General features: G+C 46.2%; 8 protein-coding genes, 20 tRNA genes and 2 rRNA genes. 27 read left to right on the top strand and 3 right to left on the bottom strand.

Annotated features, from left to right (window positions below; translation table 11 throughout):
- The 22 genes from AWV70_RS09730 to AWV70_RS09625 all read left to right on the top strand — a co-directional run.
- Positions 1-85: ribosomal RNA gene (locus tag AWV70_RS09730) — 23S ribosomal RNA — on the top strand; the annotation flags it as partial.
- Between the two features lie 161 nt (positions 86-246).
- Positions 247-362, top strand: a 5S ribosomal RNA gene (gene rrf / locus AWV70_RS09725).
- 234 nt (positions 363-596) lie between these two features.
- Positions 597-672: transfer RNA gene (locus tag AWV70_RS09720), tRNA-Val, on the top strand.
- Positions 673-695: 23 nt separating this feature from the next.
- A tRNA-Thr gene (locus tag AWV70_RS09715) sits at positions 696-771 on the top strand.
- 6 nt (positions 772-777) lie between these two features.
- Positions 778-853, top strand: a tRNA-Lys gene (locus AWV70_RS09710).
- A 30-nt stretch (positions 854-883) separates the two neighbouring features.
- Positions 884-965, top strand: a tRNA-Leu gene (locus tag AWV70_RS09705).
- Between the two features lie 8 nt (positions 966-973).
- Positions 974-1,048, top strand: a tRNA-Gly gene (locus AWV70_RS09700).
- 8 nt (positions 1,049-1,056) lie between these two features.
- Positions 1,057-1,145, top strand: a tRNA-Leu gene (locus tag AWV70_RS09695).
- Positions 1,146-1,162: 17 nt separating this feature from the next.
- A tRNA-Arg gene (locus AWV70_RS09690) sits at positions 1,163-1,239 on the top strand.
- A 15-nt stretch (positions 1,240-1,254) separates the two neighbouring features.
- A tRNA-Pro gene (locus AWV70_RS09685) sits at positions 1,255-1,331 on the top strand.
- 12 nt (positions 1,332-1,343) lie between these two features.
- Positions 1,344-1,419 (top strand) — tRNA-Ala (locus AWV70_RS09680).
- A gap of 22 nt (positions 1,420-1,441) precedes the next feature.
- Positions 1,442-1,515 (top strand) — tRNA-Met (locus tag AWV70_RS09675).
- 7 nt (positions 1,516-1,522) lie between these two features.
- A tRNA-Ile gene (locus AWV70_RS09670) sits at positions 1,523-1,599 on the top strand.
- A gap of 19 nt (positions 1,600-1,618) precedes the next feature.
- Positions 1,619-1,711: transfer RNA gene (locus tag AWV70_RS09665), tRNA-Ser, on the top strand.
- A gap of 91 nt (positions 1,712-1,802) precedes the next feature.
- A tRNA-Met gene (locus tag AWV70_RS09660) sits at positions 1,803-1,877 on the top strand.
- A 4-nt stretch (positions 1,878-1,881) separates the two neighbouring features.
- Positions 1,882-1,957 (top strand) — tRNA-Asp (locus AWV70_RS09655).
- An 87-nt stretch (positions 1,958-2,044) separates the two neighbouring features.
- Positions 2,045-2,120: transfer RNA gene (locus tag AWV70_RS09650), tRNA-Phe, on the top strand.
- A gap of 6 nt (positions 2,121-2,126) precedes the next feature.
- Positions 2,127-2,200, top strand: a tRNA-Gly gene (locus AWV70_RS09645).
- Between the two features lies 1 nt (position 2,201).
- Positions 2,202-2,278 (top strand) — tRNA-Ile (locus AWV70_RS09640).
- Between the two features lie 3 nt (positions 2,279-2,281).
- Positions 2,282-2,356, top strand: a tRNA-Asn gene (locus AWV70_RS09635).
- 9 nt (positions 2,357-2,365) lie between these two features.
- Positions 2,366-2,456, top strand: a tRNA-Ser gene (locus AWV70_RS09630).
- A gap of 8 nt (positions 2,457-2,464) precedes the next feature.
- A tRNA-Glu gene (locus tag AWV70_RS09625) sits at positions 2,465-2,536 on the top strand.
- A 553-nt stretch (positions 2,537-3,089) separates the two neighbouring features.
- Here AWV70_RS09625 and AWV70_RS09620 read toward each other — a convergent pair.
- Both AWV70_RS09620 and AWV70_RS09615 read right to left on the bottom strand, forming a co-directional pair.
- Positions 3,090-3,824: a TraR/DksA C4-type zinc finger protein gene (locus AWV70_RS09620; RefSeq protein WP_060206541.1), complete on the bottom strand. Its 735-nt coding sequence runs from the start codon at positions 3,822-3,824 to the stop codon at positions 3,090-3,092.
- Between the two features lie 169 nt (positions 3,825-3,993).
- A complete protein-coding gene (locus tag AWV70_RS09615; protein WP_060206545.1) occupies positions 3,994-4,923 on the bottom strand; it encodes a 1,4-dihydroxy-2-naphthoate polyprenyltransferase in 930 nt (309 codons plus the stop codon).
- A gap of 177 nt (positions 4,924-5,100) precedes the next feature.
- Here AWV70_RS09615 and AWV70_RS09610 point away from each other — a divergent pair, with 177 nt between their 5' ends.
- The 5 genes from AWV70_RS09610 (at position 5,101) to AWV70_RS09590 (ending at position 11,376) form a co-directional block, all read left to right on the top strand.
- Positions 5,101-6,486 (top strand): isochorismate synthase, encoded by a 1,386-nt coding sequence (locus AWV70_RS09610; protein ID WP_060206543.1) that lies wholly within the window; start codon positions 5,101-5,103, stop codon positions 6,484-6,486.
- A complete protein-coding gene (menD, locus tag AWV70_RS09605) occupies positions 6,479-8,191 on the top strand; it encodes a 2-succinyl-5-enolpyruvyl-6-hydroxy-3-cyclohexene-1-carboxylic-acid synthase (RefSeq protein ID WP_060206539.1) in 1,713 nt (570 codons plus the stop codon). Before AWV70_RS09610 ends, menD begins: the two co-directional genes overlap by 8 nt.
- The gene (menH, locus tag AWV70_RS09600) at positions 8,184-9,008 is read left to right on the top strand and encodes a 2-succinyl-6-hydroxy-2,4-cyclohexadiene-1-carboxylate synthase (RefSeq protein WP_060206537.1); all 825 of its coding nucleotides are present in this window, start codon (positions 8,184-8,186) and stop codon (positions 9,006-9,008) included. The genes menD and menH overlap by 8 nt, the downstream gene beginning before the upstream one ends.
- 16 nt (positions 9,009-9,024) lie before the next feature.
- Positions 9,025-9,843 (top strand): 1,4-dihydroxy-2-naphthoyl-CoA synthase, encoded by an 819-nt coding sequence (menB, locus tag AWV70_RS09595; protein ID WP_060206535.1) that lies wholly within the window; start codon positions 9,025-9,027, stop codon positions 9,841-9,843.
- 75 nt (positions 9,844-9,918) lie between these two features.
- A complete protein-coding gene (locus tag AWV70_RS09590; protein ID WP_060206533.1) occupies positions 9,919-11,376 on the top strand; it encodes an o-succinylbenzoate--CoA ligase in 1,458 nt (485 codons plus the stop codon).
- A 27-nt stretch (positions 11,377-11,403) separates the two neighbouring features.
- Here AWV70_RS09590 and AWV70_RS09585 read toward each other — a convergent pair.
- Positions 11,404-12,245 (bottom strand): metal ABC transporter solute-binding protein, Zn/Mn family (locus AWV70_RS09585; protein ID WP_060206531.1); only part of this gene is annotated, 842 nt, incomplete at its 5' end.

The raw sequence follows: 12,245 nt of genomic DNA, 5'->3' as shown, positions 1-12,245 counted from the left end.
AAAGATGATGAGGTGGATAGGTCCGGGGTGGAAGCGTGGCGACACGTGTAGCTGACGGATACTAATCGATCGAGGACTTAACCTTACAGTTAAAAAAGTACGGTTGAACTTGAGTTCAGCGACAATGTTGGTTTTATCCGGTTTTGAACGAACAAACATCGTTCAAACAAGTTTTTTTAAAAAAAGGCTTGTAAATTTCATCAGAATTGGTATAATCAATATTGTCCTTAGTGAAAGACGATATGGTCTGGTGACGATGGCGAAGAGGTCACACCCGTTCCCATACCGAACACGGAAGTTAAGCTCTTCAGCGCCGATGGTAGTAGGGGGCTTCCCCCTGTGAGAGTAGGACGTCGCCGGGCAAACCAATTCATTACATAAGCTAGTCGAAGACGAAAAGGATTGTACAAGCGTACATAACTGAACGTGTGAAGCTAAATGAAGTAATGAAAAGTTTATTGCAAATCCCGTTAAAATTGGGAGAAGCGAGCAGGATAAGGAAGCGATTGAGAGAAGGAAGGAGCGTACAAGCGTACGTGACTGACTGATCGAATGAAGCTGACGCAGTAATGAGAAGCTTATCGCGATTTTAACATGGAGGATTAGCTCAGCTGGGAGAGCACCTGCCTTACAAGCAGGGGGTCGGCGGTTCGAACCCGTCATCCTCCACCATAATTCTTTAAAATTAATGATTCGCCGGTGTAGCTCAGTTGGTAGAGCAACTGACTTGTAATCAGTAGGTCGTGGGTTCGACTCCTATCGCCGGCACCACTTTTTGAGCCATTAGCTCAGTCGGTAGAGCATCTGACTTTTAATCAGAGGGTCGCAGGTTCGAATCCTGCATGGCTCACCATTTCTTGACTCTCTGTCTTGATATGAATATGCGGGTGTGGTGGAACTGGCAGACACGCTAGACTTAGGATCTAGTGCCGTAAGGCGTGGGGGTTCGACTCCCTTCACCCGCACTCTCAATGCGGAAGTAGTTCAGTGGTAGAATACGACCTTGCCAAGGTCGGGGTCGCGGGTTCGAATCCCGTCTTCCGCTCCATATGAATTGCCGGGGTGGCGGAACTGGCAGACGCACAGGACTTAAAATCCTGCGGTAGGTGACTACCGTACCGGTTCGATTCCGGTTCTCGGCACCAATACACTTATTATATATGCGCCCGTAGCTCAATTGGATAGAGCGTCTGACTACGGATCAGAAGGTTGTGGATTCGAATTCTTCCGGGCGCGCCATTAATTTACGAATGACGGGAAGTAGCTCAGCTTGGTAGAGCACTTGGTTTGGGACCAAGGGGTCGCAGGTTCGAATCCTGTCTTCCCGACCACTTCTTACTAATGGGGCCTTAGCTCAGCTGGGAGAGCGCCTGCCTTGCACGCAGGAGGTCAGCGGTTCGATCCCGCTAGGCTCCACCAAAATTATTTTAATATCTTTCCTGGCGGCGTAGCTCAGCTGGCTAGAGCGTACGGTTCATACCCGTAAGGTCGGGGGTTCGATCCCCTCTGCCGCCATCCTAAAGGACCTTTAGCTCAGTTGGTTAGAGCAGACGGCTCATAACCGTCCGGTCGCAGGTTCGAGTCCTGCAAGGTCCACCACTATTTGAATAGTCATTACGGAGGAATACCCAAGCCTGGCTGAAGGGATCGGTCTTGAAAACCGACAGGGGTGTTAAAGCCCGCGGGGGTTCGAATCCCTCTTCCTCCGCCATATATCTTTAAAACAGCAATAGTGGTTTCAGGATTTGTAACTTCAAGGAATTACACAAACTTCTACAAGTACATGTAGAGAATATCATTATCGCGGGGTGGAGCAGTGGTAGCTCGTCGGGCTCATAACCCGAAGGTCGCAGGTTCAAATCCTGTCCCCGCAACCAAAATGGTCCCGTGGTGTAGCGGTTAACATGCCTGCCTGTCACGCAGGAGATCGCCGGTTCGATCCCGGTCGGGACCGCCATTTACTTTTAGTACATAGTAATTACGATTTGATGATTGCATATTTCTAAGCGACTCTATAGAAATTATCAATTTTCCAAGTCGATGTGGCTCAGTAGCTCAGTCGGTAGAGCAAAGGACTGAAAATCCTTGTGTCGGCGGTTCGATTCCGTCCTGAGCCACCATTCCTTGCGGGTGTAGTTTAGTGGTAAAACCTCAGCCTTCCAAGCTGATGATGAGGGTTCGATTCCCTTCACCCGCTCCATGGGCCTATAGCTCAGCTGGTTAGAGCGCACGCCTGATAAGCGTGAGGTCGGTGGTTCGAGTCCACTTAGGCCCACCATATTCCGCAGTAGCTCAGTGGTAGAGCAATCGGCTGTTAACCGATCGGTCGTAGGTTCGAGTCCTACCTGCGGAGCCAATTTTATACGGGGAAGTACTCAAGAGGCTCAAGAGGCGCCCCTGCTAAGGGCGTAGGTCGCGAAAGCGGTGCGAGGGTTCGAATCCCTCCTTCTCCGCCATATTTATTGGCCCCTTGGTCAAGCGGTTAAGACACCGCCCTTTCACGGCGGTAACACGGGTTCGAATCCCGTAGGGGTCATACTGAAAGAAAGAGTAGAAAAGAAAATTTCTTTTCTACTCTTTCTTTTTTCTTTTGATTCGGAAAAAGGTTGCGAATGCTGTCCGCTGCTAAAAAGATTTATTCTATCTTATGACTTTGAAGATTGATTGGAACTCAATTGCTATGGGGTCATCGTAAGAAGTAAGTGAAAAGCTTAAAAACGTAGGGGAACGACGCATAATGACTCCTAAAAGTGAACAAGTGCAGTGAATGACGCATAAACGATGCTAAATGCGTATAAACGCATTAAACGACGCATAATGCCCGCCAGAAGCGCATAAACGCATTAAACGTTGCTAGACGAATATAACCGCTGCAAGCTAGGCATACCTTCATAGAAGTAATCAAAAATGATTTATGCGTAGTTTTCTCGATTTATGCTTATCTAATCGAAGTTATGCGCAAACTTCAACGTTTATGCGTATTTACTGCTGCTTCAGATGGAAACACCCGTCCTGCCGGAAAGTTCCATAATAAAGGACTGTAGCGGAAAGTTGAAAAACGCTAACCTTCTACAACAGTCCCTGTATTCTTATTTGCCGCCAGTGTAGCTGTCCCTGCGATGATAAGGAATATCTCCCAGGGGAGATTCCAACCCTTCATCGTCCAATTTCCCTTCATACTCCTCCGATATTTCAGATCTTACAAATCCTCGCTTTCCCCCTGTGATGTCGGTACTAATGAATTCTTCCACTTCCTCCGCCGCACCGTCCATTAGTTCATCATCATAAAGAGTATTATAGTCATCATGATCTCCTGTAAAATCGGATGGCGTCTCTGATGTACCTGATTTAGCTATTTCCTGAAAGCTGTCCTGGCTGTCCCTATAAATGCCTTCTCGTCTGTCTGCGTATGAATTCGGATTGGCCATGATCAATCTATCCTCTTCCGATGGCCGATCGTCCGGTACATCCCTATCAGGGGTGTGGTCAATGCAGTATGTCGTGTAAGGAAGCGCTTCGAGCCTTTCGAATGGTATCTCAGTGTTGCATTTCTCACAAAATCCGTATGTTCCGTTCTTCAAACTTTCTAAGGCATGCTCCACTTTACCGGATTCATCGCTTGCATGCACATTCAGGGCTAAGTCCTTTTCCCTTTCAAAAAGCTCTGTTCCCATGTCGCCGGGGTGATTGTCGTAAGTTGATAGTTCTCCGATTTCTTCCCGTGCAGAGTCTCTAATATCGGTCTCACTTTCCGTTTTTTGCAATTGTGATTTCATTTCCAGTAAACTTTCCTTAAGTATTGTTTTCTGGTGCTCAGTTAACATGATCAGCACTCCTTTTATGTTAGTTGCGTTAGTATGCTCATCGTCCGATGACTTCATAATGAAAGTATTAATACCATCTCAATTCCTTTTGAAACGCTAAACTAAACATGGAAGACAAATACAGACGAAAAAAATGGACTCGCATTAATGTGCAAGTCCATTGAAGTGATTATAGAAAATGTCCGATCAGTATGCCAATACCCAGTAATAAACCGAATAACGTATTTGTTACAGCCGTGTTCTTCATGGCAGGCATCATCTGCAATGGAAGCAGATGAGTGCGGAAGGTGGCAATGGCATTTATCGGTTTTCGGATGCTAACAAATACGAGCAATGCCCAAGGCGTTAGATATCCTAAAACAATAAGTATGATTATCCAACAATAAGAGACGATAAAGAATGAAGCAAGGATTGTAATCGCATTCGATCTTCCCACTAGGATGGCTAATGTCTTCCGGCCGCCTTCTTTATCACCTTCCAAGTCGCGGATGTTGTTGGCCAACATGATGGCAGCGACGAGAAGCATGCTTGGAATGGAAATAAGTACAGCGTCTGTCGTTACTTCGCCTGTCTGTATATAAAAGGCGATAAGGATCAGCAACATTCCCATGACTACACCTGATACAAGTTCTCCAAAAGGCGTGTAAGCAATCGGAAGTGGTCCGCCGGTATACAAATAACCGATCAGCATCGAGATGGCTCCGACAAGTGCAAGCATCCAAGAAGTTTCCATGCAAATATAAATTCCAATCAACACGGACAATCCATACAACGCAAGTGCAATAGTTAAAACCGTTTTCGGCTTGACGCCATTTCTAACAATTGTCCCTCCGATTCCAACAGAGTTTTCATTATCCAATCCACGTTTGAAATCGTAATACTCATTGAACATGTTCGTGGCCATTTGAATGAAAAGGCTGGCAATTAGCATGGCGAAAAATAACGGAAAATGCAATTTCCCGTGAGTTAAAGCAATCATTGTCCCTAAAAAAACCGGTGCGAACGCCGCAGTCAGAGTATGTGGTCTTGTAAGCTGCCACCATATTCGCCAACCGGAATCAGCTTTAATAGTATGTTGCAATGTATTCTCTCCTATCATCATGTTTCCGTTATCCATTGTACTCCAAATCGGCTGAAAGAGGTATCCTTGTTTTGCATAATCTATGCGAGAATGACGATATTCCGGTATAATGGAACTAAGAAATTCATTCTTCTACAAAAAAATATGAAGTGTATCATTGCAAGACGATGGATTGAAGATGAAGGAGAGAAAATGATGGGTCACAAGATGACGGATGTTCGTGATATGCAAAGAGTGATAATATCTCCCAGTACACGCTTCTTCACGGAAACTGTCGAAGTGGGGAGGATATCGCCTTTGTCTTTTTTTGAAGCGGGGGCTTCTCAATACAAAGACAAACGGTTCTATTGGCAAAATGCCGATAAGACATTGACGCTTGTCGGAATAGGACATGCCTATATATTGGCAAACGGGAAAACTGACGGACGTTTCGAAGACATATCGGATCAATGGAAACAGCTATGTTCCATTTTAATTAAAGAAGAAAAGGATATCGATCCCGTACTATTTGGAGGATTTTCTTTTGACGAGGATAATAGGAAGGTGTCGGAGTGGGATGGATTCCCATCCGGCTATTTCGTTGTGCCGTCTTTCCAATTGAAAATTGAGGAAGGGAAGACGCTGGTATCCATCAATATGATAACGAATCGCAAGGAAGCTGCTGCGGATTTTGAAAGGCTTCGGGAAGAACGCGACAAACTGATTCATATCGCTCAGGTGGAGGAGTTTGATTTTGCGAATCAAAATCAAATCATCGCAACGATAGAACGTGGCAAAAAGAAGTATTTGAAGGCAGTCGAAAATGCCACCGATTCAATACGAAAAGGAAAGGCGGACAAAGTCGTCATCGCCAGGGCGATTGAGCTGCAATTTGAACATGACGTGAACAGCGTCAAAGCGTTGCATGCGATTACGAATGAACAGCAGGAGAGCTATCAATTCGGACTTCAAATAGGGGATTCGCTGTTCTTTGGTGCAACACCTGAACGTCTGATTGAAATTAAAAATGGGAAAGCCTATTCCGCGTGTGTAGCCGGATCAATCCGGCGCGGGAAATCAGCACAGGAAGATCGGGCGCTCGGTGAAGAACTATTAGGAGATCGGAAAAACCGCGAAGAGCATCAGCATGTTGTTAGCATGATCTCGAATATTTTTCATAAATATTGCAGCGAAGTACTGATTCCGAAAGCACCGAAACTGATGAAAATTAGGGATATTCAGCATCTCTACACATCTGTAGAAGGAACGCTTGGAAAGGAAAACGACATCTTCTCATTTGTACAGGCATTGCACCCGACACCTGCATTGGGAGGAGTTCCAACGGATGTCGCCCTGGAAATCATTCGGCAAGAGGAAGGCATGGATAGAGGATATTATGCCGGTCCTATCGGCTGGACAGATGCTTCAGGCAATGGTGAATTTGCAGTGGCCATCCGCTCCGCTCTCTTAATGTCGGACCGGGCCTATTTGTACGCGGGGGGAGGAATCGTTGCGGATTCCGTTCCTGAACTGGAATATGACGAGACATGGGTGAAATTCAGACCGGTATTGCGGGCGCTTGGAGGAAAGTTGAATGGATGAACAACGAATCTTGACGGACCACGTATTGCGAATGACAGACACATTGCTGCGGGCGGGTGTCAAGGAGGCGGTCATTAGTCCGGGATCCCGTTCAACCCCTCTTGCATATGCGTTTGCTTCATCAGAGAAACTGCAGACATACATGCAAGTCGATGAAAGGTCGGCAGCGTATTTTGCGCTAGGCTTAGCGAAGGCATCAGGCAGACCTGTTGTACTGCTATGTACATCGGGGACAGCGGCATCCAACTATCATCCTGCAATTACTGAGGCGTTCTATGCCCGCATTCCGTTGATTGTCCTGACAGCTGACCGCCCGCATGAATTAAGGGGTGTAGGCGCACCACAGGCGATTGACCAATTGAATATGTACGGAAAGCATGTGAAGTTCAGTGTGGACCTCCCATTGGCTGAAGACAATGAAGAACTCGATCGTTTTTTAGAAAGGCATGTCAACCGTGCCGTATCCGTTGCAATGACAAAACCGATGGGGCCGATCCATTTGAATATTCCACTTCGAGAGCCTTTGCTGATAGATTTTGATAGAAAAGCACGGGCATCGAGCTTCGTTAAAAGTATTCATGGCGAGATCGAACTATCGACTATCCAAAAACAAGCACTTGCAACTCTCTTTTCGAATGCGAAAAGTGGCATGATTATTGCGGGGGAATTGCCGGTTGGATTTGATAAAGACGCTTTCTGGGAATTTGCAAGACGATTGCAATGGCCTGTGCTATGTGATCCTTTATCCAATTTAAGAGCACAAGTGCCTGAGGACTGTAAAGCGTTATGCATCGCTCATTATGATGCGATCTTAAAAAGCGAAACATTCAAAGCGACGGCAGTGCCTGATACAGTGATCCGGTTCGGAGCACAGCCCGTATCGAAGCCGCTAACGTTATTTTTGAAGAAATGCCGGCCGGAAGTGTTCATCGCCTTGGATGAGTCACCGGAGTTCAGGGATTCACTCGGTGTTGTCACACACCACCTGCAGTCCTCGCCCGCGTCTGTATATGAAGTTCCAGAACAGCGAAAACCGACTTCCTACACTGACATGTGGTCCTCGGCCGATCAGTTTGCTGAAACAGAGACTTTGCGTTATGAGGGCTTAGCAGGTGATGAAGGGGTCATCGCAAAAACATTATTCGATATGCTTCCAGAAGGTAGTGATCTAATCAGTGGAAGCAGCATGCCGATCCGTGATGTCGACACATTTTTCTGCAAGACAGGGAAGGATATTACCATATTTTCCAATAGGGGAACGAACGGCATTGACGGTGTCGTATCCACAGCGTTCGGCATCGAAGCGGCACGAAAAAGACCGACGTATTTGCTCATTGGCGATTTATCCTTTTTACATGATGTTAATGGATTGATTGTCTCGCGTTTCCATAAAACGAATTTGACGATTGTTATTGTAAATAATGACGGCGGCGGGATTTTCTCCTATCTTCCCCAATCGACTGTAGAAAACCATTTCGAGGAGCTGTTCGGAACACCAACAGGATTGACGTTCGAACATATTGGCGCCATGTATGATGCCCAATATGCTGCTATTAGCACCGTTGAGGAATTCCAAGCTGAACTTCAAAAGGAAAAGACGAAGGATGTCCGGATCATTGAAGTGTTTACAAGCAGACCTGTGAATGTAAAAGCTCACCGCGCGTACTGGGCAGATGTCATAAAGGGGCTGGATGGCAATGAATGATTTTCAAATTCCAATTCGCGGGCTTTCAATTCATGTCGAGATGGAGGGTGACCCCCATTTGCCCGCGATCGTCTTTCTTCATGGATTTACAGGTTCTACTGCCACTTGGAATGAAGTCCGGGATGGCTTCAAAGGAAAGTATCGGACGATTGCCATCGATTTGATTGGTCACGGTAAATCAGGAGTACCCGATAAGTCGGAGCGTTATTCGATGGAGGAGCAGATTGAAGATTTGGAGGACCTTTTCGAGCAGCTGAAATTGGATTCCTTTTATTTGATAGGCTACTCGATGGGAGGACGCATCTCATTGGCGTACACAATCAATTATCCAAAGCGGGTAAAGGCTTTGATTCTTGAAAGTTCATCTCCTGGCCTGTCGGATGCACGAGACAGAGAGGCGCGGAAAGAAGCTGATAAATTGCTGGCTAGCAAGATCATTGCTGACGGAATTACTTCTTTTGTCGATAAATGGGAAAATATCCCTTTGTTTGAATCGCAAAAAAGCCTTTCTGCAGAAAAAAGGAATACAATTAGACTGGAAAGACTTCAACAGAGTGAAATCGGACTCGCAAACAGCCTCATAGGAATCGGTACGGGCAGCCAGCAATCCTATTGGGACGCCCTTCATAAGATGCCAAATCCTGTTATGCTCATTACAGGTGAGCTGGATGCGAAATTTGTAGCAATTGCCCGGGAAATGAATGACCTTTCTCCTACATGGCGACATGCTGTCGTTTCAGGGGCGGGACATGCAATTCACGTGGAAAAACCGCGATTGTTTGCTACAATGATTATGGAGTATTTGAAAGAACTTTAATTAGAGGAGGAAGAAAATGACACGTCAATGGGAAACAATCCGTACATATGAAGATATCAAATATGAGAAGTATAACGGCATTGCAAAAGTGACGATCAATCGTCCGGAAGTGCGCAATGCATTCCGTCCAAAAACTGTAATGGAGCTGATCGATGCGTTTTCTCGAGCACGGGATGATAGCAGCATCGGAGTCATCATACTGACAGGTGAAGGTGAAAAGGCCTTTTGCTCTGGAGGCGACCAATCTGTCCGTGGACATGGAGGTTATGTCGGGGATGACGAAATCCCGCGTTTGAACGTTCTTGACTTGCAACGATTGATCCGTGTCATTCCAAAGCCTGTCGTCGCAATGGTTGCCGGATACGCAATCGGCGGTGGGCATGTATTGCATGTTGTCTGTGACTTGACGATTGCAGCGGACAATGCACGTTTCGGACAAACTGGACCGAAAGTCGGTTCATTTGACGCTGGATATGGCTCGGGTTACTTGGCTCGCATCGTCGGCCATAAAAAAGCCAGGGAAATTTGGTACTTATGCCGTCAATACGATGCACAGCAAGCATTGGATATGGGCCTCGTCAATACAGTTGTCCCTTATGAACAATTGGAAGACGAAACGGTCCAATGGTGTGAAGAGATGCTCTCCATGAGCCCGACTGCTCTCCGCTTCCTCAAAGCGGCAATGAATGCTGATACAGACGGACTAGCCGGTCTTCAACAAATGGCTGGAGACGCAACTTTGCTTTATTACACAACAGAAGAGGCGAAAGAGGGACGCGATGCATTCAAGGAGAAGCGCAAACCTGACTTTGGCCAATTCCCGCGTTTCCCTTAATAGTGTTCCGTATAGTAAATCATCCAAGCTGCCTGGTCAAGTAGGCAGCTTTTCTATTCGAGGGAAGGTGAGTATATGATTCCTAATTGGTTACTACAGAGAGCGTATTTAACACCTGATCGTATGGCCCTTTCCTTTAGGGATGAGCAATGGACGTTCAGACAGCTATCTGAAGAAGCGGCTCGTATTGCGCGGAAATTAAGGTGGAATGGCCTGAACGAAGGTGATCGAATTGCCTTATTGGGCCGCTCGACACCTGAGATGGTGTTTGTCATTCATGGCTGTCTCTTGGCGGGTCTTGAAATCGTCATGTTGAACAGCAGGCTATCCTCCAAAGAGATTTCTTGGCAGTTGAACGATTGCGGTGCATCGACCATACTAGCAGATGATGAATTTCTTAATCGGATCAATGAGGTAAGTACTCCGAAGCTTACATTTTCTGCAATCGAATCGAGTGATGCACTGCATTGTACGTTTACAAAAATCTGGGATCCGTCAAGGACGATAACAATCATGTATACATCAGGAACGACAGGTTTTCCTAAAGGCGTCAGGCAGACTGCAGGCAATCATACATCGAGTGCGTTATCCTCCGTATTGAATTTAGGATTGGCGGAAAATGACATTTGGCTTTGTACGATGCCGTTATTCCATATTAGCGGGTTCTCCATACTTGCAAGGTCCGTCATTTATGGGATGGGGGTCCGGCTGTATGAAAAATTTGATGTGGAATCGATTGTGGAAGAAATTCAGAATGGGACAGTGACGAGAATATCCGTTGTTGCGACGGGATTGCATCGGATACTTGACCAATTTGAAGAAAATAGATCAGTCGCACATCCTTCGTTCCAGACGATGTTGGCTGGCGGCGGTCCTGTGCCGGATGATTACTTACGAAGAGCTCGGTCCTATCGGCTGCCTGTCCTGCAGACATACGGAATGACGGAAACGAGTTCACAGACCGCAACGCTTTCATCCGAAGATGCTTTACGAAAGTCCGGCTCTGCAGGCAAGCCTTTATTCTTCAATCAGATTAAAATCAGAGATGTGGAACAGTCTGGAGATTTTGGAGAGGTGCTTGTCATGGGGCCTCATGTAACACCGGGATATATCGGTCATGCATCGGATAGGGATCCGCTCGAGGACGGCTGGCTGCCGACGGGGGATATCGGCTATATCGACGAGGAGGGCTATTTATTCATTGTCGATAGAAGGTCCGACCTGATTATTTCCGGAGGCGAAAATATTTATCCAGCTGAAATCGAAAATGTGCTTATTTCGCATCCGCATGTAAAAGAGGCAGGTGTATGCGGAGTAGATCATCCCGAATGGGGAAGCGTGCCCGCCGCTTTTATCGTAGGCGAGGAAAATCTTACAGTATCGGATTTAGAACGATATTGTAAACAACAGCTCGCGGGATATAAGATTCCGAAAATGTTTTATTTTGTGGATGAGCTGCCGCGAAATGCATCCAATAAACTCCTTCGACGCGAACTGAAGGAATGGGCAGTTTCTGGGGGAAATAAAAAGTAGAGAGAGCCATCGAGGCACTCTCCACTTTTATTTTTTCACTCCTAATGCCTGTTCGAAAACATGTAAGTTGCGTTCCATCAGTGTGAAGTATGTTTCATTGTTGTCAATATCCTCTTGAGTTAGCACCCCTAAATTATGAAGCATTAAGGATTCGGCACCGATTTCCTTTCGGACGACTTCTGTCAGCTTGGATGAAACATTTTGTTCGAATAAAATAAATTGAACATTTTCCTTCTTGGCTTGCTCAACGATTTTCGCGAGTTGTTTTTGCGAAGGCTCACTTTGTGAATTCAACCCCGCGATTGCCACTTGATGCAAACCGTATTCATTGGCAATGTAACCAAATGCTGCATGTGAGACAAAATAGGTTTTCATTTCAGCTTTGACGGCCATTTCCTTGAACCGCTCATCCAATTCCATCAAGTCGTCTTCGAGTAGGTCGAAATTCTTTTCAAACTCCTCTTTTTGGTCGGGCATTGTTGAGATGAGCGCTTCTTTGATGGATGTGGCGAGTTCAATGCTTAGGACCGGGGAAATCCAAACATGGGGATCGAACTTGCCGTGTTCATGGTCATGTTCCTCATGCCCTTCTTCTTCGTCTTCATGATGTCCCTCGTCAAGCTGTTCTTCTGATAAGGACTCCGCAGTTGCCACCAATTTGACACGTTCATTCTTCAACGTCTTTTGAGCACTTTCCACAAACCCTTCTAGTCCGAGACCGATATAAAAGAACAGATCCGAATCAGATAGGGCAATCATGTCTTTTTGTGTCGGGTCAAAAGAATGCTCATCTGCTCCCGCCGGATAGATGGACTTGACATTGACAAAATCCCCGCCGATCCGCTCGGGGAAATATTGCAGGGGATAGA

It is taken from the genome of Sporosarcina koreensis, assembly GCF_001531445.1.
In the GTDB taxonomy this organism is placed as follows: domain Bacteria; phylum Bacillota; class Bacilli; order Bacillales_A; family Planococcaceae; genus Sporosarcina; species Sporosarcina koreensis_C.
This window is presented reverse-complemented; position numbering and strand designations above follow the sequence as displayed.

Excerpts from the sequence above, each read along its gene's own strand:
- menH (WP_060206537.1), top strand. The coding sequence starts at position 8,184 with ATGAATGATTTTCAAATTCCAATTCGCGGGCTTTCAATTCATGTCGAG.
- AWV70_RS09590 (WP_060206533.1), top strand. The coding sequence starts at position 9,919 with ATGATTCCTAATTGGTTACTACAGAGAGCGTATTTAACACCTGATCGT.
- AWV70_RS09620 (WP_060206541.1), bottom strand. The coding sequence starts at position 3,824 with ATGTTAACTGAGCACCAGAAAACAATACTTAAGGAAAGTTTACTGGAA.
- menB (WP_060206535.1), top strand. The coding sequence starts at position 9,025 with ATGACACGTCAATGGGAAACAATCCGTACATATGAAGATATCAAATAT.
- AWV70_RS09610 (WP_060206543.1), top strand. The coding sequence starts at position 5,101 with ATGGGTCACAAGATGACGGATGTTCGTGATATGCAAAGAGTGATAATA.
- AWV70_RS09615 (WP_060206545.1), bottom strand. The coding sequence starts at position 4,923 with ATGATAGGAGAGAATACATTGCAACATACTATTAAAGCTGATTCCGGT.
- menD (WP_060206539.1), top strand. The coding sequence starts at position 6,479 with ATGGATGAACAACGAATCTTGACGGACCACGTATTGCGAATGACAGAC.